Genomic DNA, 20,510 nt, shown 5'->3' with positions numbered 1-20,510 from the left:
AAGAATTTCAAGGAGACCCGATGTTCAAGCTGATCAGAAACATTTTCATCCTCCGCCAGGCCTGGAAGCTGGTGAAGCGCCGGCGCTGAAAAGGGCCGAAACGCTACTTGCCCCGCGCGGGTCCCGGAGCGTAGGGGCTCCAGCCCGTGATCTGCACGAAGCCGTCTCGTGCGGCCACGACCATGTGCCTGCGGTGCTTGTGCACCAGGGTGCCGGGCCGGTAGCGGTGCGGCTCCTCCCAGCCGGTAGCCTCCCAAACATAGACGTAGCGGGACTCGATCTGCGCGAAGGCCTCGATGGACCCGAAGGCGCGGATGGTGCGCATGACGTCGCGAACGCTTCCCGTCCAGTGGATCGTCCGCTGCGCCTGCGTGACCCGGGGCCAGTAGCTGCCCGGACCCTGGGGGCGTGCCTCGTCCCAGAGCCGGGGGAGATCCTCGGCCAGCTGCACGGAAATCTCCTTGGCGGCGATCTGGCACTTGGCCAGGAGCGTGTCGTGCGTCTCCGTTCCGCTTAAAGAGAACCGCGTCTGGGTCACGATGGCGCCCGTGTCGAATGCGGGCTCCAGCCGATGGACGGTCAGGCCCCATTCCGGATGGCCGTCCAGGATGGCCTGGAAGAGCGGGTAGGGCCCGCGGCCCATCGGGAGCGGGGACGGATGGAAGTTGAACGCAAAGGGCAGGTGCCGCTCCCATCCGGTCACCAGCCAGGGATAGCCCGCAACCACCAGGGCTTGGCAGCCCAGGGCTTTCAGGCCGGCCAGATCCGCTGGAAGGATCCGCGACATCTGGATCGGCAGCCTCAAGGCTCTGGCGCGGGCCACCGTTACGTCATTGAAGTCGTAGATGCCATCGCAGGGGCGGCTGAAGAGCTTGACCGGCTCCCAGCCTCGGGCGACCAGCGTCTCGAAGACATCTCCGAGAAAATCGATTCCGGCGAAGGCAAAGCGCATTCCCGGTGATCTCCTTCTCCGGCGTCCTGGCTCACATGTGATTGCAGGCAATCAACGCAACATCGCAGGAATGTGCAACCCCATCGGCTTGCGGGAACCCGGAATCACACTCAAGATTTAGCCTTGAGCATAGGGCAGTGAACCGCCTGTGCCATTGGGGCGGACACCTGTCGCTAGGCTCGCTGGAGCTTGAGAGAAGGAGTTCGCATGGTATCCCAAGACTTCATCCGCCAGATGGAAGGCTACGGGCTGACGACCGCCAAGATCCTCTACCGTATGCCCGATCATCCGACCTTCCTGCAGACCTATATCTGGCAGGAATACGATCTGGCTCCCCGTTTTCCCATCCTCATCGACTTTCTCGATTTCTGGAAGCGCGAACTCGCCGGCCCTCTGCATTCGGTCACCGTCACCCATGCCCGCTTGATCAAGCCGGCGGAATTTCGGGCGGTCCAGGGCGAGATCAACATTCATTGAGGAAGTGACCTCAAACCCTTGGCCCCGGACCTTAAGTCAGGTAGAGAGGCGCCCTGAGCATCCCCGAACCTGCCAGGGCTCCTTGTTTTCCAACGCGCGCACTTCACAAATCCTGCTCGCCCTTGCCTCACAGCCTGGCGAGCGCCTGACTGTGCGTCAGATCATGACGGTGCTCCAGGACAGGGCTTTCGCTCTGCTCATCGTTCTCCTCGGCCTGCCGAACTGCCTGCCCATGCCGCCGCCGATCCCCCTGGTCTGCGGCCTGCTGCTGGCGCTCGTCGCCATCCAGATCACCTTCGGCCGGGAGGCACCCTGGCTGCCGCGCCAGCTCTTGAACCGGTCCGTGGCCCGCACGGACGTGGAACGGGCCGTCGGGCGGGCGATCCCGGTCTTCCGCCGGCTGGAGCGCATCTCGCGCCCGCGCATGACCTTCCTCGACACGCCCATCTCCATGCGGCTCATGGGCGCGGTCATCCTGATCCTGGCCCTGGGGCTGCTGTTCGCGCCCCCGTTCGTCGGGCAGATCCCGCTGGGACTTGCCGTATGCCTGGTGGGGCTCGGCCTCGTCGAGCGCGACGGCCTCGTGATCATCGGCGGCCTGATCATCGGCTCCATCGGCCTGACGTTGAGCCTCGGCTTCGTCTACGCGATCTTCGCCGGGATCGAGACGCTTTTCTAGGGCATCGTGCGGCCCCCCCTTCGGGACTTAGATCAACTTCAGGCCTTTCAGGCTGGCATGTCCCTCGCGGCCGACGATGATGTGGTCGTGGACGGCGATCCCCAGGGGCTTGGCCACGTCGATGATCTCGCGGGTCATCTTGATGTCGGCCGAGGAGGGGGTCGGATCGCCGCTTGGATGATTGTGGACCAAGATGAGGGCGGAGGCCGAGAGTTCGAGCGCCCGCTTGACCACCTCGCGCGGGTAGACCGGCGTATGGTCGACCGTGCCCGATTGCTGCACCTCGTCGGCGATGAGCGCGTTGCGCTTGTCGAGGAAGAGCAGCCGGAACTGCTCCTTGTCCATGAACGCCATGGCGGTGCGGCAATAATCGAGCACGGATGTCCAGGAGGACAGGACCGGCCTCTTCGCCACCTCGCCCTTGGCCAGGCGGCGGGCGGAAGCCTCCACGATCTTGAGGTCGGTCACCACGCTCTCGCCGATCCCGTCCACCTCCATGAGCCGGGCCGGGGAGGCCGCCAGCACCTCGGCGAAGGTGCCGAAGCGCTTCATGAGCTCCTTGGCGATGGGCTTCACGTCCCGGCGCGGGATCGATCGGAACAGGACCAGTTCCAGCAATTCGTAATCCGGCAGCGGGTCGCCGCCCGTCTCCATGAAGCGGGCGCGCAGCCGGTCGCGATGGCCGTGATAATGGGGAATCTGGTCGCCGCTCATGCCCGCCCGTCGCCGTTGCCTGCGGTGCTCCATGAGAAAACCAGGAGCGCCGATGTTACTTTGTAGGCTTGAAGCGACGCGTCAGGCTAGAGTCAAGACGCGTTGTAGGGCGGCTTGTCCATGCCCTTCGGCGAGAAGGTGAAGACCTCGACTCCGGTTTCCGTAACGCCGACCGTGTGTTCGAACTGGGCCGATAGGGAACGGTCGCGGGTCACGGCGGTCCAGCCGTCGGCGAGCACCTTCACCTGCGGCCTGCCGAGGTTGATCATGGGCTCGATGGTGAAGAGCATGCCGGGCTTCAGCTCCACGTTGTAGGCCGGTTCCACGTAATGGAGGATCGTCGGCGAGTCGTGGAACACGCGGCCGAGGCCGTGGCCGCAGAAGTCCCGCACTACCGAGCAGCGCTCGGCCTCGGCATAGGACTGGATCGCCGCCCCGATATCGTTGGTGGTGGCCCCGGGCTTGACCGCCGCGATGCCGCGCATCAGGCATTCATAGGTGATCTCGCAGAGCCTCTGGGCCCGGCGGGGCACCTCGCCCACATAATACATCCGGCTCGAATCGCCGTGCCACCCGTCGAGGATCAGGGTCACGTCGATATTCATGATGTCCCCGTCGCGCAGGGGCTTGTCGTTGGGAATGCCGTGGCAGACCACGTGGTTGATCGAGGTGCAGATCGTCTTGGTGTAGCCGCGATAGTTCAGGCAGGCCGGATAGGCGCCATGGTCGCGGATGAACTCGAAGGCGAGCTTGTCTAGAAATTCCGTCGTGACGCCGGGTTTCACATAGTCGGTCAGCATGTCGAGGCACTCGGCCGTCATGCGGCACACACGCCGCATGGCCTCGAAATCCTCCGGCCCGTGGAGCGGGATCTCGGCGGAGCGCTTGCGCTCGACAATGTCGGTTTCGGTCATTTTCGTTCCTTGAACTCTTGTCCGGAATGTAAGGATCGTCGCGCCTGACGCAAGTTAAAGCATCGGATCGATCCGATGCTTGCCCCTTGAATGAGAGTATCGTTCTTGCGGAAAACCGGGACCTACTTTTCCGCCCGATGTTCTAAAGACCTGCTGCCGCGCTTGCGATTGGCCGCCGAGGGTGTCATGAGCAACCCTGTTCGTTCCCATTCGACGGCCGTGGATTCCCGCTTAATGAATGATTCTCGCCCCTTCGGCGATTTTGCGCCTTCAGGACTCGCCCGCTGGGTGATCGACCGCACGCGCGGGCTGCCCGAGGGATGGGCCGGCCGCCGGGTGGCCCTGATGCTGCGCCGCCTGGCGATGAAGACGCTGAAGGGCGTGCCGCTCGACCTGGAGACCTTCGGCCTGCGCATGCGGCTCTACCCCTACAAGAACGTCTGCGAGCGGCGCATCCTGTTCACGCCGCAATATTTCGACGTGGACGAGATCAAGATCCTGACGTCCCGGATCGCGGACGGCTTCACCTTCATCGACATCGGGTCGAATGTCGGTTGGTACGCCCTTTCCGTCGCCCGGGAGGCGGGCGCCGTTCCGGTGCGGATCCTGGCCGTGGAGCCGCAGCCGGAGATCTTCGACCGCCTGATCTACAACATCCGTCAGAACCCTTCCTGCACCATCAAGGCCGTGGACTGCGCGGTGGCGGACAAGACCGGCGAGCTGACCCTCTTCCTCGATCCCCTCAATCGGGGCGAGGCAAGCCTGAAGATCGTCAATTCGAGCCAGACGGACGCGATCCGCGTCCCGGCCGTGACGATGCTGGAGCTCCTGAGCCGGGAAGGCCTGACCCGCGTCGACGCGATCAAGCTCGACGTGGAGGGGGCCGAGGACCTGGTGCTCGACCCGTTCTTCCGGGACGCCCCCGCGTCCCTCTACCCCTCACTGTTCATCGTCGCCAACGTACCGGAGCGCTGGCAGATCGACGTGGTGAAGCTCCTGAAGGGCAAGGGCTACCGGCAGATCCTCAAGAACAAGATGAACCTGGCCTTCGAGCGGGGGTGAATGGTCCGACGAAAAGTTGGCCTCCAACCCAGCCCTCATCCTGAGGAGGTCGCGGAGCGACCGTCTCGAAGGACGAGGGCGTTGCCTGTGCTCTCTGGATCCTCCTTCGAGACGCCACTTCGTGGCTCCTCAGGATGAGGTTGGAGACCTGTAAGCCGGCCGCTGACGCCTTACCGCGGCGTCACGATTGCCACCGGCCGGTCGATGGTCACTTCCTCCGGCGTGATGCGGCAGACATAGGCGTAGGACTCGACCCCCGCCGCCAGGGCGTGGCGGAAGGCCTTGTCGTAGGCCGGGTCGATGTCGCGGGCCACGTCGAAGCGCTCGGCGTCCATCTGGATGACGTAGACCAGCGCGGCCCTCGCGCCCGTGGCTACCATGTCGGCGAGTTCGTAGAGATGCTTGGCGCTGCGGGCGGCGACGCAATCCGGGAACTCGGCGAAGCCTGCCTCCCGCATCAGGTGGCAGTTCTTCACCTCCAGGTAGCAGGGCGGCTCGCCGTCCTTCTCGAGCAGGAAGTCGACCCGGCTGTTCCGGCCGTACTTCACCTCCGGCCTGACCCGCTCGTAATCCGCGAAGGGGGCGAGGCGCTTGTCCGCCAGAGCCTCGGCGACCAGGAGGTTCGGCCGGGAGGTGTTGATGCCGATGAGCTGGCGCGGCCCGCCGCCGGCCGCGACCTCCACGAATTCCCAATTGTACTTGAGCTTGCGGTTCGGGTTCGTCGCCCGGGAGAGATAGACCCGGCTGCCGGGTTCCTTCAGGCCCATCATCGCGCCGGGATTGGCGCAATGGGCCGTGACCACCTCGCCCGTATCGAGCTCGATATCCGCCAGAAAGCGCTTGTATCGCTCGATGAGGCGGCCCTCGAGCAGGGTTTCCTGAAAACGCATCGGTATCCAATGATTGAAAGGGACTTCCTGGTAGCAGGGGAGGCGGTGGGGGTTCAACTGCGACCGAAGCGAGGGGACGACAGGGAATGAACGCTTGCTTCCGCTTGAGAATTGCAGCTTCTAACGCTAAACGCCCCCAAAAGGATCGCTGCGCATGGCCGTTTCCGTTACAGCCGCCCTCCTCATCATTGGCGATGAGATCCTCACGGGGCGCACCAAGGACAAGAATATCGGCTATATCGCCGAGTACCTGACCGGGATCGGCATCGACCTGCGCGAGGTGCGCGTCGTGCCGGACGTGGAGGGGGAGATCGTCGCGGCGGTCAATGCCCTGCGCGGCCGCTACACCTATCTCTTCACCACCGGCGGCATCGGTCCGACCCATGACGACATCACGGCCGATTGCATCGCCAAGGCTTTCAATGTCGGGATCGGGCAGGATCCCCGGGCGGTCGCGATGCTGCGGGAGCGCTACCAGCCCCACGAGCTGAACGAGGCGCGCCTGCGCATGGCCCGGATCCCCGAGGGGGCCGACCTGATCGAGAACCCCATCTCCAAGGCGCCCGGCTTCCGGATCGGCAATGTGTTCGTCATGGCGGGCGTGCCGTCCATCATGCAGGCCATGCTCGACCTCATCGCCCCATCGCTCCAGACCGGCGCCCGCATGATCATCGAGACCATCGAGGCCGAGGGTCTGGCCGAGGGCATCTATGCCGAGGGGCTGAGCCTGATCGCCGCGTCGAACCCGGCCGTGTCCATCGGATCCTATCCGTCGTTCTCGACGAGCGGCTTCCGCAACCAGATCGTCGTGCGGGGCAAGGACCCGGACGCGGTGGCCGGTGCCGCCGCTGCCGTGCGCGAGCTTCTCGGCCGCCTCAAGGGCGACCGGGCACCCCTGTAAGCGTTATTCGTTTCACCAGACAGCCCTACAAGAGCAGAGCCATGTCCCCGACCTCTCCGAAAGCCTTCCCTGTCTCCTGGGATCAGTTCCACCGCGATTGCCGGGCCCTTGCCTGGCGTCTGGCCTCCGCCGGTCCCTTCGAGGCGATCGTCTGCATCACCCGCGGCGGCCTCGTGCCGGCCGCCATCGTGGCGCGCGAGCTCGACCTGCGTCTCATCGAGAGCGTCTGCATCGCGAGCTACCACGACTACAAGAACCAGGGCGACCTGCAGGTGCTGAAGGACATCGCGCCCTCGATCAAGGCCGTGGGCGACGGAAAGGGCAAGGGCGTCCTCGTGATCGACGACCTCACCGATACGGGCAAGACCGCCAAGATCGTGCGCGACATGCTCCCCAACGCGCATTTCGCCGCCGTCTACGCCAAGCCCGCCGGGCGTCCCTTGATCGACACCTTCGTGACGGAAGTGAGCCAGGACACCTGGATCTACTTCCCCTGGGATATGGGTCTCGCCTACCAGGCGCCGATCCGCGAAGGCTCGGCGGGTTAACAGGATCGAGGGGCGCCGGTGGTGGAGTTCGACATCGCGCGGACGCGCAAGAGCCTGTTCGGCGCCCTTCTCGACGCGAGGGACCGCTTCGGCCGGAACAAGGTCGCCCTCGAGGATCTGGAGCGCCAGCCGATCACCTTCGGGCGCCTCGTCCTGGGCTCGCTTGTCCTCGGGCGAAAGCTGGCGGGCCTGACGGCGGAGCGCGAGACGATCGGCGTGCTACTCCCGAACGTCCAGGCCATCGCCGTCACCCTGTTCGGGCTCAACGCCTTCGGGCGGGTTCCCGCCTTCCTGAACTTCACGGCGGGATCCAAGAATCTCAAGGCCGCATGCGAGCTCGCCGGAATAAAGACCATCGTGACCTCCCGCCGCTTCGTCGAGCAGGGCAAGCTCGACGACCTCGTGGCGATCCTGGGGGAGGGGCGGCGGATCCTGTGGCTCGAGGATGTCCGGGGGCAGCTGACGAGCCTCGACAAGCTGCGTGGGCTCGTCGATTCCTGGATGGCGAGGCGCGTTCACGCCGGCGCCAAGGTCGAACCCGACGATACGGCCGTCGTGCTGTTCACCTCAGGCTCGGAAGGCGTGCCGAAGGGCGTGGCGCTGTCGAACACCAACCTCGTCGCCAATGCCTATCAGGTCAAGGCGCTCGCGGGCGACGTGCTGCGGCCGGACGACGTGTTCTTCAATCCCCTGCCGATCTTCCACTCCTTCGGCCTGACCGCCGGATTGCTGACGGCGGTTCTCAACGGCATGAAGTCCGTGCTCTATCCGAGTCCGCTCCATTACCGGCAGATCCCGAAGCTCGTGGCCGGGACGCACGCCACGATCATGCTCGCGACGGATACCTTCCTGCAGGGCTATGCCCGCGCGGCGGGGGAGAACGATCTGGCGAGCGTCCGCTATGTCATCGCCGGGGCCGAACGGGTGAAGGACGAGACGCGCAGGCTCTGGGCCAAGCACGGCACGGTGATCCTTGAAGGGTACGGGGCGACCGAATGCTCTCCGGTCATCTCCGTGAGTCTACCGGACCGCAACAGGCCCGGATCGGTCGGCCCGATCCTGCCGGCCCTCGAATGGCGCCTCGACCCGGTGGAAGGGATCCATGAGGGCGGCCGCCTGCACGTGCGCGGCCCGAACGTGATGAAGGGCTATCTCGATCCCACCGCTCCCGGCGGTCTGCGTCCTCCCGTCCAGGGTTGGCACGATACCGGCGACATCGTGACCGTGGACGACGGGATCGTGACGATCCGGGGGCGGGCGAAACGGTTCGCCAAGATCGGCGGCGAGATGATCTCGCTGGCCGCCATCGAGGCCACCGTTCAGAGCCTCTGGCCCGACAGTAACCATGTGGTCGTGGCCGTGCCGGATCCGCGCAAGGGCGAGCAGATCATCCTCATCACGGACAAGCCGGAAGCGGACCGGGACGTGCTGCTGGCCCACGCCAAGGCACAGGGCTTTCCCGAGCTCTGGGTGCCCCGCTCCATCCTGGTCTCCGGCATTCCGGTGCTGGGCTCGGGAAAGACCGATTACGCCGCCGCCGTCGAGCTGGCGCGGCGCCTGCAGCCTATGCTTTAGGATCGCGCTCTCGTTTTCCCGAAAACCTCGAACCTCGTGCGTAACCGGGCCCGCCTTTCCACGTTGTCATACGGGAATATGCTTCCGCTACGGACATCCGCATGAAGGGTTCGGGTATGAGACGAGTTGCTCTTGTTCTGGTCGCGTTGTCCTTCGCTTCGAGCGCATTGGCTCAAAACCGACCCTTCACTCCGAGCATGACCTGCGCCCAGGCCCGTGGCCTCGTGTTCTCGCGCGGGGCCGTCGTTCTCGGCACGGGCACCTATACCTACGACCGGTACGTCAGGGACCGCAGCTTCTGCGAGATCAACGAGACGATCGAGCCGCGCTACGTGCCGACCCGGGACACGCCGCAATGCTTTGCGGGATATGTCTGTCGGGACTCCGATTATTTCTTCAACGACTGAGGACTGAAACGGCCTGCTGCTCGGGGATAGGACCATTCCGCTTTCTTCCGTTACGGAAGCATCCTGGCACTCCAAATGACCTTTCGTAAGCCCGGGTTGTCGATGTTGAAATAATGACACACTGGCGGAGATAATTTCGGGCGCGATCCAGATTTGCTTATCTTTTCAGCAGATTGCGCCATGAATGGGCGAACTGCGCGGTGGCCCCGATTGCGCCAAGCCGACGCTCGATTATGGTCACGGTTGTGTATGAGTCATGGACTCAGGAATATTTGGAGATCACCATGAAGCTCGCTAAGAGCCTCTTCCTCGGATCGGTCGCGGGTCTCGCGGCTGTTGCCGGAGCTCAAGCTGCCGATCTTCCCGCGAAGAAGGCCGCTGCTGTTGAATACGTGCGCGTCTGCTCCACCTACGGCGCAGGCTTCTTCTACATCCCCGGCACCGAAACCTGTCTCCGCATCGGCGGCCGAGTCCGCGCCGAGGCCCTGTACCTTGAGCCGAACACACGCGCCGATGACGCCATCGGCTTCCGCGCTCGTGGCCGTATCCAGCTCGACGCCCGCACCGCCACCGCCTACGGTCTGCTCCGCACCTTCGTGCGCTTCGAGATGACCCGCAACACCGGCGCCTACGAATTCAGCTCGACCTCGCCGAACGTCGACCAGGCCTTCGTGCAGTTCGGCGGCCTCACCGCCGGTCGGACGATCTCGTTCTTCATGAACAGCGACCTGCCGAACGAGAACTGGGGCACGCTCCGCTTCTATGACGCTCCGACTGTGAACGCGTTCGCCTACACCTTCTCGTTCGGCAACGGCTTCTCGGCCACGCTGGCGATCGAAGAGGGCAGCTTCACCGGCAACACCTTCGCCGGAACCACCGTATTCACCGAAGCCGGCCAGACGATGCCGGACGTGGTGGGCAACCTGAAATATGAGGGCTCCTGGGGCTCGGCTCAGCTCGGTGCCGCCCTGCACCAGCTGCGCAGCGACAATCTGGTCACGTTCCCCGGCGGTGGCGTGGATTACCCTGACACCAAGCTCGGCTGGGCCGTCACGGGGCAGGGCTATGTCAACCTGCCGGCGCTCGGCCAGGGTGATGCCCTGTGGCTCGCCGCCACCTATGCGGACGGCGCTCTCGGCTACCTGGGCTTCGATCCGAACGTCACGTCCGGCGCCACGACTCGCGACGTGGTCGACGCCTATGTGGGCACCAATGGCGACATCAATACCGGCCGCGGCTGGTCGATCGCCGGTGGCCTGAACCACTACTGGACCCCGACGGTCCGCCAGAGCGTGTTCGGTTCGTATGCCCGCGTCGACTACAGCAACGACCTGGTAGGCGTTCCGGTTGGCACCTTCGTCAACGCTTCGGTGTTCGATTTCACCGAGTGGCGCGCCGGCACGAACCTGATCTGGTCGCCTGTTTCGGGCCTCGATCTCGGTGTGGAGGTTCTCTACTCCAACATCGATCCGCGCGGCCCGACTTTCGGCCAGGACAGCGACACCTGGGAAGGCCGCCTGCGCGTTCAGCGCGACTTCTGATCGGCCTATCCCGATCCGATCGGAGAACCCCGGTGGCAACGCCGGGGTTTTTCTTTTGATGTCTTCGGCATCTCGGTGAGATGTCGCGAACTGCGTTGCCGTATCGGAAGTGCGGTTTATAACGTGCGTGGAACAGGCGAAACCAACAATTGGGATGAGCGATGCGGAAAGCCTTCAGAAACCTGGCGTCTGTTGCGTTTCTTGCAGCCGGGCTGTCCGGATGCGTGGGCACGGCGGGCGTTTCCACTTGGGAATATCAATCCGGGCCGGGCTATGAAACGGAGCGCGTCTTTGACGGCAGCGTGCGGGCGGATACGAGCCGTGGCTTGACGCGTGAGGCGTGCACGACCGTGTCGAGACGCCAGATCGGCCCCGCAGGAAACGTGGCTGGCCGGGATGTGACCGATTGCGCGGCCGATTAGTCGGACCGGCTCAATCGACGGAACGAAGGCTCACCTTGACCGTTGGCATGGGGTCAAGCCAACGTCAGGAGAGCATCATCATGAACAACATCATCTGGCTCATCGGAGCGATCGTGGTCGTCCTCGCGATCTTGTCGTTCCTCGGGTTGCGATAAGGCATAGATCCCAAAAGCGAGGATGCTTTTGGGCCATTGCGGTGTTCGTTTCCGGCCGGCGCACCATCTGACGCAAACACTTAAGTTCGCACGATGCGCTGACCATTTTTCATGAAACTGCAAGGCCGCCTTCTCCGGAACGCGCCTTGCAGTTCTTCCTGTTTGTCCCACGAACTCTCGCCTCATCGACGGCCGGCGAAGTGAGCTAGTCCATTAGCGCCATGACAACCGACACGACGTTCAGGATCGCCAATGCGCTGAGCAAAGCCGGGATCAGCGGAATGCCAAGGCGCCGGGGAGCACGATCGCTGGCAATCTCAGTTCGTCGTGATGTGAGATGAGAACCGTCGAAGGTCATACCTCATCCTCTTCGTGATCTGACCTAACGTTAATCGCGTGTCACCATGAACCTTCATCGGGCTGCGCGAGGTGCTCTGCCGCACACGGGCTACGATGCGCCTCTCGTTGAGGGAAAATCCTTTAGGGAGGTCCTCAGGGATCGCACGATGTGTCAGTGACGCGTGGCGGTCTTCTGAATCTGCAGAAGCTGACCTTCGACGGCGCGCATCCGGGTCATCAGGCGATCGAGCTCGGAGAGAAGAAATTTCTCGTCCTCCTTGGCCTTCTCGACCAGATCAGGGGAGGAGCCGTGGCGGATGCGCTGAATGGCGTCTGCAAGCTGCCGATCCAGAAGCCGCATGTGTTGCTCCAGATCCAAGAACTCTTGATGAAGCTTGGTCTCCTTGAGCACAATCGGGATCTCGCGTGCGGACAGTCGGGTCAGAGCTTAAGCTACAGCCTGGGGGCAGGTTCCTCCAAGGCAAAAACGACCTTCCGATAATTTTCTTAACGGCCAAGCTGAAACGGAGCCCGAGGTTCACCGTTCTGTGATCAGGGCTTCACCCGATGGCGAACCATCGGGACATCGAGTTTTTGTATTCGCGCCCACGAATAGATTTCTTCGTTGCGCGACAAGCCGGACAGCAGCTTGCGTCGCGCCTCGCTTCGTCACCGCGACCACCCGCTTTGCGTTTCCGGGACGGTCCTTCCAACGATCACCGGGCCTCGCGCGTCGTTGCACGCGCGGCAGGCTCCAAGAACAGCCGCCGGATTATAGAGGAGATGACCGGATGGGACAGAAGATCGAGCCGTATCGCGTCGCCTTGATCGTCGAGGACGACTTCGAGGTCAGAGGCTTGGCGGCAGCGCTCCTTGAGGAAACCGACCTGAAGGTCGTTGAGGCTTCCAGCGCGGAAGAGGCCCTGGACTATTTGCGGCAGCATTCCGACGAGGTGGCCTTCCTGTTCGCCGATGTCCGTCTTCCCTGTCTGATGGATGGGCTGGACCTTGTCCGTACCGTGCGCCTGAAATGGCCCTGGGTGCGCACCGTCCTGACATCCGGACGGCCTCTCGATCAACGTGAGGCCGATGTTCCGCGCGATGTTCGCTTCATGCCGAAGCCCTGGAAGGCGCTGGAGGTCCTGATGGAAGCCGAGAGGGCGGCGGACGCCTCCCGGCGGCATTGACACTACGGCGATCGGGCGAACCCGGGTTCTCATCCCGCCGGGGTGCGTGGAACCTTGGCGCTTGCCAGGAATTTGCGTCAGCAGTTTGAAAAGGATTGACTGATGCCGCATACGTCCATCGCCACAGGAAGCTTCCCGTCTCGCAAGGAGGCCAACCAGGCCGTTCAGCGTCTGGTAGCGGGTGGCTTCGCCCGCAACAGCATTGCCGTCCACGAGCGCGAGGACGACGATGGATATGACCTGGAAATTCATACCCGCCGCGAGAATCTCAGGCGCGCCGAGCGTCTGATCCACGATTCCGCCCCACTGTATGTGGTGCGGGAGAAAGCTTCCGACGTGGTTCATAGCGCCAGGTCGTACCCTTTGGTTCTGCTCGGGGCCGGAATCCTGACGGGATTCCTGATCTATAATCTCATTCCGCGCGAGACGTCCTCCGGCCACCGGAAACGCCGCAGGGGCTAAGGCCGCGAGCGGCCGGTCCGGGGGTCAGAGACCCTCGTCGTCTTCTTGGTGCTGAGCCTGCTCCAGACGCTCCAGCAGGTGCTGGATTCGATCCGGGGCAGGCTCTTTCAGCATGGGCTGATAGTTCTGCTGCAACTGCCGCCCGAGATCTTTCAGAAGTTCCGACTGGCCGGTCGGCGTCAGATTGCCGGAGCCGATGCTCCAGCCTCGTTCACTCTCTGCGTCATAAGGGTGGTGCCGCTTTGGCATCCATGTCCTCCATCTGCTTCGCATCCTTGAGCCTGAGAACGGGCGAGACCGAATTGGGTTTCAGCTAACTTTATGGAAGAGAATACTTTTTTGGGGTAGCTGAAGCGCCGGGCCAAGCCTTGGGACGAACTTTCTCTTTCCTCCGGAGCGGCCCGGGCATCTTCGACCAAAGGATGCGGCGACCGCCGGTCGCATTGGATTCCCATGAGCACTGCGTCAAAGCTCGACCTTAACGACAAAGGCGGGCTGGGTTCATGCGTGAAGTTCTCATGGTCTATCTGTGCGGTGTGATCCTGCTGCTGGCAGTGTCGACCACGATCGACGGCGAGGAGGGTGTCGGTCTCGACCACATCCTCATCGCGGGCTTCGGCTGGCCCATCCTGACGCCGATCCTCGCCTTGCGCGCGTGGAACGGCCGCTGACGGCGCGGGCTCTCGGGTCCATTCTGACGCGCAGGTGCATTCCCTTGCGGAATTGTTGTTGCTAAGCTGAGCCGCAACCACTTCTCGAATGAACCCATGTCCAGAGCGATCCTGTCCACCGCGATCCTGTTGTCATCCCTCGGCGCAGTTCAGGCCCAGACGACCTGCTATCCCCGCATCGGCCCCTATAGCGGGCAGTATGAGGGACAATGCCCCGGCTCTGCTCTGAAATGGATGGCCGTCGAGAATACGATCGGGGCTTTCGGGCGCAATTGCAGCGACGAGCCGTGGACGTATAACCGCACGGAAAAGACCTTCTATCATCCTCGGGCCAACGAGAAATTCGCCATGCAGGATTGCTACGCGGCCAACCGCGAGCAGGCTGCGAGCGTCTCGAGAACGAATATCGGCACCGAGAATGTCCGTCGCTTCCACGAGAGCAAGATCCAGCGGCCCGGGACGAAGGAGGAGCCTTCGTCGGGCGCGCGTTGAAGGACAGCTGGCTTTGGGGGAGGGGCGCGGCGCTCGCAAACGTCATGATTCGTAAGGATACGTGAATTGACCCTTGCCTCGGACGGAGTGACACTGATGCGTGGCCGACAGCATTGGTTGCTCCCTCCGAAGAACTGAGGCCCCTCTCGGGGCCTCTTTTATTGACTATTCTTCGGCGGCTCTCAGGACCGGAGGCTATCGAGGAGCTGCTGATAGGGGGCCCGCCTCTCGCGATACTTCAGGAGCAGCTGCGTCGCGATATATCGCTTCTGCTCGGCATCGATGGCGCTGTGGTCGAGGTTCAGGATGTCCTCGCCGTACTGGAAGTCGATATTGGTGAGCGTCCGCGCCACCCAGAGAATTTTCAAGTCATTGTCGGTCATGCAGCCTTTGAGCGGGTTCCTCCCGGGATGTTCATCCGACCTACTCGCCTTGCCGACCTGCATGTGCCCCTCCAGCCTTCCCAAGCCGTCAGGAATAATATCGTCCTGGACGGTGAGGCGGCAACGCATGCAATCTAAGCTTGCGGATTAAAGGCCCGGCTCCAAGTCGGTAATCCGGAGGATGAAAGGCGGGACATCCCTGTCGATTCTGACTTGGCTGGTTGGTTGCCGAGCCTGAGCTTCGGGCGTGTTCTTGGAAGATATTAACAGGAGCTTTCCGTAACGGAGCCATTAGGAGGTACGTAGTACTCCTTAGTGAGTAGAGGAGGGCTTTCATCCCTTGATCAAGTTAGGACTTTGAGTCCTGATACGCCCAGGAGGACTAACTCGCACCATTTTGTCCTAAGGGGGGCAACCGATGATCAAGGATCATTCCGAACATGCCGCAGCGCCTGCTGCGCCGGCAAGCGATTCCATGCAGCGCGTGGCAACAAAGTTGCTCTGCGGGAACGTTCTGCTGCAGGCTGGCCTTTCACAGCTTCTGTCGGGCACCTGCTTCGATGTGCCCGGAACGGCATCGAGCGGACCCGATCTCTGCATCGTCGACGCCACTGGAGATTTCCAGCAAACGCTCGCTCTCATCCGGGAGACCAAGGCTCAGCATCCCGCCACGCGGGTCGTGGCGATCTCGCAGCAGTTCGATATTCAGGCCGTGCAATCCGCCGTCGAAGCCGGGGTGGATAGTTTTTGCCTTGCCACAAGTGCCCGTGAGGTTCTGATCAGGACGCTCGAACTCACCATGCTGGGCGAGAGGATCCTGCCTGGTTCGGTCGTGCGCCAGCTCCTCGCCCGGGAGTACGTATCCGCCGGCGCGGCCCAGGTCGCCCCCGTGGTCGAGCACCGGCTGCCGGATGCGAAGGTTTCGAAGCTGTCGCCGCGCGAGACCGTGATCCTCCAGTCCCTGATGGGCGGCGACCCGAACAAGGTCATTGCGCGCAAGCTCGATATCACCGAGGCGACGATCAAGGTTCACGTCAAGGCGATCCTGCGCAAGATCGGCGTTGCCAACCGCACTCAGGCCGCCATGTGGGCGACAGGGAATCTCCGCGATGCCGGTTCGACGACCGGCGCGGTTCGCGAAGTGCGGCGCTTGAGCTGAGCAAGGGAAGCGTCATGCCAGCGTCGCGAGCAGGGACAGGATGGTTGCCGCGACGTTGATGCCCATGACCACGAGCAGCAGTGCGACCGATACGGGGAAGGGCCGCAAGGCCGGCTCCAGTTCCTTGCAGTGATGATCCGTCGCCTTCATGACGTCTTCCTTTCGGCTTTTCTCGATAGCCCGAAGGATGACGCAGTTCGGCCGAGGCCGCTGTGAAGCGTTTCACGTCATGCGCTCGATCAAGACCGGTCGCCGCGACCGACGGGCACGCAGCGCCCGCCGATGGGGCATTGGCGAGTATCCTGGGTCGGAACCCACACCGGTCCCGCGAGTTCGCCCAGCCCGCAATACCCGCTATACGACACGTAGCGTTCATAGGTCGTCGGGCCGGTGCTGAGGACGACGGCGCCGTGCGCCACAACGAGACTTCGTGCTTCGGCGCAGGTCATTCCGGTGGTCGGCGGGTGGCTTTGCGCGACGGCGTCGGAGCGGATACCGATCAGCGCGATGGCGGCACATGCGAGTTTCATGCGATCCATGGCTAACCTCCCTGTGTGGAGCGCTCCGTCCTGACACCGGCCAGGACGAAGACCATGCCGCCGATGATAATACCGCAGCGGGGTCATTCATGGCCATCGCGGCTCCCGTCGGGCTCAGGGAGATGAAGAGGCGTTGCCCATCCTCGTCAGGGCTACCGTCGACGGGATGTTCCGGAGGTTCGGCGCATCCCGGTCGCGCTCATGGCGCATGTCCGGGCGAACCCCGTCGTATCAGGAGCTGAGCGCAACCGCCGGAAGGTCTTCGAGAGCGGGCCGGGCGAAGAGGAAGCCCTGGAACAGGCTGATGCCCGCGGCCCGCAGGGTGGAGAGTTCGGCTTCCGTCTCGATGCCCTCGGCGATGATCGTGATGCCGAGCGCGCGCGCCATCACCAGGATGCCGGCGATGATGGCCTGGCGCGCGGACGAATCCGTGATGCCGCGGACGATTTCCATGTCGATCTTGATGAGATCGGTCTGGAAATTGGCGAGGAGGTTCAAGCCCGCGTGGCCCGCGCCGAAATCGTCGATGGCCGTGATGAACCCGAGGCGCTTGTACTCCGCGATGATCCGGGCGACGTGCTTCGTGTCCGACATCCGCTCGTTTTCCGTGAACTCGAACATGATGCGCCGCGTGTCGAATCCCACGCGGCGAGCGGTTTCGAGGGATGTCCTGATGCAGGCCGAGGGCTCGTAGACCGCATTCGGCATGAAGTTGATGGAAAGCCGCGTCTCCTCGGTTTTCGGGAAGAGGCGGCCGGCCAGTTCGATGGCCTTCACCCGGCAGGCTTGGTCGAACTTGTACTGACTGTCCTCATCGACCTGACTCAGGATCTGCCATGCCGATTGCCCCTCCGTCCCCCTGACCAGCGCTTCGTAGCCCCAGACAATTTCCCGGTCGATATCCACGATCGGGTGGAACGCCATGGTGAACTCGAAGGGAAGCCGGTCACTGGTCCGGCATCCCTGGCATCCCGATCTCGTGTCCACGGGCGTTTCCGATCTGATCATTGGAGAATTTCACAGAGTAATACGGGGAAAGATCTTGCGATTGCCCTAACGTGAGGAATGGCACATCCAGCGGACGGGCGCTGGGGCAAGCTTGCGGATCGCCGGGCCCGCCATTTTGAGGTCGAACGACGGTGGAGCAATGCCGGTCATCGCCGTGAGGCGGGCTGACGGCGCGGTGTTTCGCAAGGAATGCGGGAGGCGTTGCCATGCGCGGTCGCCGATTTGCTTTTCCACCCTCCGACGATGCGATCTTCCTGACCGACGGCGGTCTCGAGACCACGCTCGTCTTCGCCGAAGGCCTCGATCTTCCCTGCTTCGCGGCCTTTCCCCTTCTGGGCAGCGAGGAGGGACGGGACCGGCTCGAACGGTATTTCGAGCCATACATCCGCACTGCCATGGATCGGGATGTCGGGTTCATTCTGGATACGCCCACATGGCGGGCCAATGCGGACTGGGGCGCGAAGCTGAATGTCCTGCCTGACGAAGTGGCGGAGGTGAACCGGGAGGCCGTCCGCTGGGCCGCCTCTCTTCGCGAACGGCTTTCCGATGAGCCGGATCGGATCCTGATCAACGGTGTCGTCGGCCCGCGCGGGGACGGTTACAGGGCCGATGCGCGGATGACGGCGGAGGCGGCTCAGGCCTATCATGCGCCGCAGCTGGAGGCCTTCCGCGAGGCCGGGGCGGACCTGGTGAGCGCCATCACCATGAACTATGCGGAAGAAGCCATTGGAATTGCCCGTGCCGCAGAGGCGCTCGGCATGCCGGTGGTGATATCGTTCACGGTCGAAACCGACGGCAGGCTCGCTTCAGGCGAGACGCTCCGATCCGCCATCGAGCGGACAGATCGGGAGACGGGGGATGCTCCGGCCTATTACATGATCAATTGCGCGCACCCGACCCACTTCGAGGGTATCTTGTCTGAGAGGGATGAATGGACCCGGCGTGTCCGGGGGCTGCGCGCCAATGCCTCGGTCAAAAGCCACGCGGAGCTCGATGAATCCACCGAGCTCGATTCCGGCGATCCGGTCGATATCGGGCGGCATTACCGGGCGCTGCGCCAGCGCCTGCCCCGGCTTTCCGTGCTCGGAGGATGTTGCGGCACCGATCATCGTCATATCGCGGCAATCTGCGAGGCTTGCATTCCGTCCTCAGGCCGGCCGGCGTGAAGGTTCGATTTCGGCCTTATGCCGGTCCCAGGGCCAGCGTCCCTCGATCTCGACTTCGAGCGAGAAGCTGAGGAACGTCCGGATGAGCACGATGCCGCCGAGGATCAGAAGTCCTTGAAACGTCGGCTCGATGGCGACCGTGTTGATGATGTCGGCAGCGACGAGGAACTCGAGGCCGAGCAGAATGGCGCGGCCCACATTCGAGCGGTAGAGGGTGAAGGCGCCCGCACCCGGACGGCCGTGCAGGATCTGCCAGAGCGCCGCGATGCTCGATCCGAGGATGCCGAGGACGATGATGGCGATCCCGCCGACCTCGATGGCGCGTGTCGTCAGCTTCAGCGCCGAGAAAAACCAATCGTCCATGAGCGATCCTTCACCTTCATGGACTTAGATTCATAGGACAGCTCGACGAAGCTGCCAGCGGCGGCATGCGGGGAAATGAACGGGGTGGGTAGGGATGCATCAAGCACACGGCTTATCGTCAGAGCCAGACAAGAAGCTCCCGCCTTGTCATCACCGGCCTTGTGACGGTGATTACGACCCCATGAGGCGCGGCGCTTCAAAGAAGCGAGATGGCCGGCAAAAGGCCGGTCATGACGAGGAGGTGGACGCCCTCGTTCCTTCGAGACGACGCGACACGCCTCCTTCGAATGAGGGATCAAGCGGTCGGCTCACGGGGTATGGCTGCGTACCGGTCAGGTGAATCCCGGTTTGCTGGGAAGACCCATGCGCTTGAACATCATCACGACCGGGCACATCCCGGTGAAGGATGCCTGCACCAGATGGGCGCCGAGGAGTCCGGTGAGCCAGAGCCAGTTGATGTTGACTGTAACGGCGAGCAGCACAGAAACGATGATGAGCCCGCCGACGGTCAGAAGGATCGCGCGTTCTACGGTCATGACCATGCCTCCAGCAGAGACATGCCGATTCTACCTCGGGCCTGACGGGAACAAAAGAAAAAGGGCCGGCGATCGGCCGACCCTTTTTAGAACTTTATTCCTGTCACTCAATACCGTGAGGACACCCGCGTTTCGTCCTCGACCTCGAACAGGCGCTGGCCGCGCAGCACGACCACCGGCGAGCCGACGGGCACGCGGCTGTAGAGGTCGATGATATCCTGATTGAACAGGCGGATGCAGCCGCTCGACACGGACTGGCCGATGGACCAGGGCTCCGTGGTGCCGTGCAGACGGTACATGGTGTCCACGCCGTTGTTGTAGAGATACAGCGCGCGCGCGCCGAGCGGGTTGTTCAAACCGCCTTCCATGCCGCCGGCCCAGCGGGCGTTGCGCTCCGGCTCGCGACGGATCATGGCGGCGGTGGGAGTCCAGCGCGGCCACATGGCCTTGCGGCCGATCCGGGCACGGCCGCTCCAGGCGAGGCCTTCCTTGCCGACGCCGATGCCGTAGCGGATCGCGCGGCCGCCCTCGCGCACGAGGTAGAGATGGCGGGCCTCCGTGTCGACCACGATGGTGCCGGGCTCCTCGCGCCCGTAATAGGCGACCTCACGACGCAGGAAGCGCGGATCGACTTCGGAAATGTCGGTGGCGGGCAGCGGATGCGGCTCATCCGGGCGCGGTCCGTACATGGCCGCATAGGCGGGGTCGATGCGGCGGACGGCTTGCTGCGAGGGACCTTGCGTGGAAACGCAGGCCGCCAAGGCCATCGGAAGAAGAACCGCAAGGAAGCGGGGCGCGTTTTTCAACGGTAACGGGCGCGAAGCCAGGGCAGCAAACATCAGTAGGGTGACCTGCAGTTTCTGTTTTTGGGTGTCATCTGCCGAGGCTCGGGCGCGACGGCAATACTCATGAAGAGACATAGTCTTGGCGGTGACGACAAGGTGGATCTCGCATGGCGGAAATGTGGC

28 protein-coding genes are annotated in these 20,510 nt (G+C 63.3%); 14 read left to right on the top strand and 14 right to left on the bottom strand.

The features are described 5' to 3' along the window. Window positions 1–103: 103 nt before the first annotated feature. On the bottom strand, window positions 104–952 hold the full coding sequence (locus H0S73_RS17170; RefSeq protein WP_181053282.1) for a methionyl-tRNA formyltransferase: 849 nt from the start codon (window positions 950–952) through the stop codon (window positions 104–106). A 207-nt stretch (window positions 953–1,159) separates the two neighbouring features. Between H0S73_RS17170 and H0S73_RS17165 the strand changes: the two genes are divergently transcribed. Together H0S73_RS17165 and H0S73_RS17160 are read left to right on the top strand one after the other, a co-directional pair. Next, window positions 1,160–1,429: an usg protein gene (locus H0S73_RS17165; protein ID WP_181053281.1), complete on the top strand. Its 270-nt coding sequence runs from the start codon at window positions 1,160–1,162 to the stop codon at window positions 1,427–1,429. An 82-nt stretch (window positions 1,430–1,511) separates the two neighbouring features. Continuing rightward, complete coding sequence (locus H0S73_RS17160) at window positions 1,512–2,108, top strand: exopolysaccharide biosynthesis protein (RefSeq protein WP_181053280.1); 597 nt, start codon at window positions 1,512–1,514, stop codon at window positions 2,106–2,108. Window positions 2,109–2,135: 27 nt separating this feature from the next. On the opposite strand, the gene radC is transcribed toward H0S73_RS17160, so the two are convergent. Together radC and map are read right to left on the bottom strand one after the other, a co-directional pair. Further along, window positions 2,136–2,822, bottom strand: coding sequence for a RadC family protein (gene radC / locus H0S73_RS17155; protein WP_181053279.1), 687 nt, complete (start codon window positions 2,820–2,822; stop codon window positions 2,136–2,138). A 92-nt stretch (window positions 2,823–2,914) separates the two neighbouring features. After that, on the bottom strand, window positions 2,915–3,736 hold the full coding sequence (gene map / locus H0S73_RS17150) for a type I methionyl aminopeptidase (protein WP_181053278.1): 822 nt from the start codon (window positions 3,734–3,736) through the stop codon (window positions 2,915–2,917). A gap of 234 nt (window positions 3,737–3,970) precedes the next feature. Between map and H0S73_RS17145 the strand changes: the two genes are divergently transcribed. Beyond that, on the top strand, window positions 3,971–4,798 hold the full coding sequence (locus H0S73_RS17145) for an FkbM family methyltransferase (RefSeq protein WP_246389025.1): 828 nt from the start codon (window positions 3,971–3,973) through the stop codon (window positions 4,796–4,798). Between the two features lie 170 nt (window positions 4,799–4,968). Here H0S73_RS17145 and sfsA read toward each other — a convergent pair whose 3' ends face one another. Then, a complete protein-coding gene (gene sfsA / locus H0S73_RS17140) occupies window positions 4,969–5,688 on the bottom strand; it encodes a DNA/RNA nuclease SfsA (protein ID WP_181053276.1) in 720 nt (239 codons plus the stop codon). A 154-nt stretch (window positions 5,689–5,842) separates the two neighbouring features. Between sfsA and H0S73_RS17135 the strand changes: the two genes are divergently transcribed. The 5 genes from H0S73_RS17135 (at window position 5,843) to H0S73_RS17115 (ending at window position 10,660) form a co-directional block, all read left to right on the top strand. Then, window positions 5,843–6,589 carry a competence/damage-inducible protein A gene (locus tag H0S73_RS17135; RefSeq protein WP_181053275.1) on the top strand — a complete coding sequence of 249 codons (747 nt, stop codon included), beginning with the start codon at window positions 5,843–5,845 and terminating at the stop codon, window positions 6,587–6,589. Window positions 6,590–6,630: 41 nt separating this feature from the next. Then, window positions 6,631–7,137, top strand: a complete 507-nt coding sequence (gene gpt, locus H0S73_RS17130) for a xanthine phosphoribosyltransferase (RefSeq protein ID WP_181053274.1) — start codon at window positions 6,631–6,633, stop codon at window positions 7,135–7,137. A gap of 18 nt (window positions 7,138–7,155) precedes the next feature. After that, on the top strand, window positions 7,156–8,712 hold the full coding sequence (locus H0S73_RS17125; protein WP_181053273.1) for an AMP-binding protein: 1,557 nt from the start codon (window positions 7,156–7,158) through the stop codon (window positions 8,710–8,712). A 116-nt stretch (window positions 8,713–8,828) separates the two neighbouring features. Continuing rightward, window positions 8,829–9,119: a hypothetical protein gene (locus H0S73_RS17120; RefSeq protein WP_181053272.1), complete on the top strand. Its 291-nt coding sequence runs from the start codon at window positions 8,829–8,831 to the stop codon at window positions 9,117–9,119. A 284-nt stretch (window positions 9,120–9,403) separates the two neighbouring features. Next, window positions 9,404–10,660, top strand: coding sequence for a porin (locus tag H0S73_RS17115; RefSeq protein WP_181053271.1), 1,257 nt, complete (start codon window positions 9,404–9,406; stop codon window positions 10,658–10,660). A 782-nt stretch (window positions 10,661–11,442) separates the two neighbouring features. Here H0S73_RS17115 and H0S73_RS17110 read toward each other — a convergent pair. After that, window positions 11,443–11,595 (bottom strand): hypothetical protein, encoded by a 153-nt coding sequence (locus H0S73_RS17110; RefSeq protein ID WP_181053270.1) that lies wholly within the window; start codon window positions 11,593–11,595, stop codon window positions 11,443–11,445. A 153-nt stretch (window positions 11,596–11,748) separates the two neighbouring features. Beyond that, complete coding sequence (locus H0S73_RS17105; protein WP_181053269.1) at window positions 11,749–11,988, bottom strand: hypothetical protein; 240 nt, start codon at window positions 11,986–11,988, stop codon at window positions 11,749–11,751. 379 nt (window positions 11,989–12,367) lie between these two features. Here H0S73_RS17105 and H0S73_RS17100 point away from each other — a divergent pair, with 379 nt between their 5' ends. Together H0S73_RS17100 and H0S73_RS17095 are read left to right on the top strand one after the other, a co-directional pair. Then, window positions 12,368–12,763: a response regulator gene (locus H0S73_RS17100; RefSeq protein ID WP_181053268.1), complete on the top strand. Its 396-nt coding sequence runs from the start codon at window positions 12,368–12,370 to the stop codon at window positions 12,761–12,763. A gap of 102 nt (window positions 12,764–12,865) precedes the next feature. Next, window positions 12,866–13,225, top strand: a complete 360-nt coding sequence (locus H0S73_RS17095; protein ID WP_181053267.1) for a hypothetical protein — start codon at window positions 12,866–12,868, stop codon at window positions 13,223–13,225. A 24-nt stretch (window positions 13,226–13,249) separates the two neighbouring features. On the opposite strand, the gene H0S73_RS17090 is transcribed toward H0S73_RS17095, so the two are convergent. Then, window positions 13,250–13,474: a NepR family anti-sigma factor gene (locus H0S73_RS17090; RefSeq protein ID WP_181053266.1), complete on the bottom strand. Its 225-nt coding sequence runs from the start codon at window positions 13,472–13,474 to the stop codon at window positions 13,250–13,252. Between the two features lie 254 nt (window positions 13,475–13,728). Between H0S73_RS17090 and H0S73_RS17085 the strand changes: the two genes are divergently transcribed. Both H0S73_RS17085 and H0S73_RS17080 read left to right on the top strand, forming a co-directional pair. Continuing rightward, window positions 13,729–13,896, top strand: coding sequence for a hypothetical protein (locus H0S73_RS17085; protein ID WP_181053265.1), 168 nt, complete (start codon window positions 13,729–13,731; stop codon window positions 13,894–13,896). Window positions 13,897–13,992: 96 nt separating this feature from the next. Continuing rightward, window positions 13,993–14,388 carry a hypothetical protein gene (locus H0S73_RS17080; protein ID WP_181053264.1) on the top strand — a complete coding sequence of 132 codons (396 nt, stop codon included), beginning with the start codon at window positions 13,993–13,995 and terminating at the stop codon, window positions 14,386–14,388. A 182-nt stretch (window positions 14,389–14,570) separates the two neighbouring features. On the opposite strand, the gene H0S73_RS17075 is transcribed toward H0S73_RS17080, so the two are convergent. Beyond that, the gene (locus H0S73_RS17075; RefSeq protein WP_181053263.1) at window positions 14,571–14,771 is read right to left on the bottom strand and encodes a hypothetical protein; all 201 of its coding nucleotides are present in this window, start codon (window positions 14,769–14,771) and stop codon (window positions 14,571–14,573) included. A 418-nt stretch (window positions 14,772–15,189) separates the two neighbouring features. Between H0S73_RS17075 and H0S73_RS17070 the strand changes: the two genes are divergently transcribed. Next, entirely contained in the window at window positions 15,190–15,930 is a 741-nt protein-coding gene (locus H0S73_RS17070; protein ID WP_181053262.1) for a LuxR C-terminal-related transcriptional regulator, read from the top strand. 12 nt (window positions 15,931–15,942) lie between these two features. On the opposite strand, the gene H0S73_RS17065 is transcribed toward H0S73_RS17070, so the two are convergent. The 3 genes from H0S73_RS17065 to H0S73_RS17055 form a co-directional block, all read right to left on the bottom strand. After that, window positions 15,943–16,080, bottom strand: a complete 138-nt coding sequence (locus H0S73_RS17065; RefSeq protein WP_181053261.1) for a hypothetical protein — start codon at window positions 16,078–16,080, stop codon at window positions 15,943–15,945. An 89-nt stretch (window positions 16,081–16,169) separates the two neighbouring features. Next, a complete protein-coding gene (locus H0S73_RS17060; protein WP_181053260.1) occupies window positions 16,170–16,469 on the bottom strand; it encodes a hypothetical protein in 300 nt (99 codons plus the stop codon). Window positions 16,470–16,700: 231 nt separating this feature from the next. Then, entirely contained in the window at window positions 16,701–17,477 is a 777-nt protein-coding gene (locus tag H0S73_RS17055) for an EAL domain-containing protein (protein ID WP_181053259.1), read from the bottom strand. Window positions 17,478–17,683: 206 nt separating this feature from the next. On the opposite strand from H0S73_RS17055, the gene H0S73_RS17050 reads away from it, so the two are divergent. Further along, window positions 17,684–18,643: a homocysteine S-methyltransferase family protein gene (locus tag H0S73_RS17050; RefSeq protein WP_181053258.1), complete on the top strand. Its 960-nt coding sequence runs from the start codon at window positions 17,684–17,686 to the stop codon at window positions 18,641–18,643. On the opposite strand, the gene H0S73_RS17045 is transcribed toward H0S73_RS17050, so the two are convergent. From H0S73_RS17045 to H0S73_RS17035, 3 genes are all read right to left on the bottom strand, one after another. Further along, window positions 18,626–19,006, bottom strand: a complete 381-nt coding sequence (locus H0S73_RS17045; protein WP_246389015.1) for a DUF1622 domain-containing protein — start codon at window positions 19,004–19,006, stop codon at window positions 18,626–18,628. The two genes, H0S73_RS17050 and H0S73_RS17045, sit on opposite strands and share 18 nt — an antisense overlap. A 332-nt stretch (window positions 19,007–19,338) precedes the next feature. Continuing rightward, a complete protein-coding gene (locus tag H0S73_RS17040) occupies window positions 19,339–19,542 on the bottom strand; it encodes a YgaP family membrane protein (protein ID WP_114945121.1) in 204 nt (67 codons plus the stop codon). A gap of 107 nt (window positions 19,543–19,649) precedes the next feature. Then, entirely contained in the window at window positions 19,650–20,309 is a 660-nt protein-coding gene (locus H0S73_RS17035) for a L,D-transpeptidase (protein ID WP_425488229.1), read from the bottom strand. Window positions 20,310–20,510 lie beyond the last annotated feature (201 nt).

Source organism: Microvirga mediterraneensis (assembly GCF_013520865.1).
Taxonomy (GTDB): domain Bacteria; phylum Pseudomonadota; class Alphaproteobacteria; order Rhizobiales; family Beijerinckiaceae; genus Microvirga; species Microvirga mediterraneensis.
Note: the sequence above shows the minus strand (reverse complement) of the source record. Positions and strands in the feature narration are given on the sequence as shown.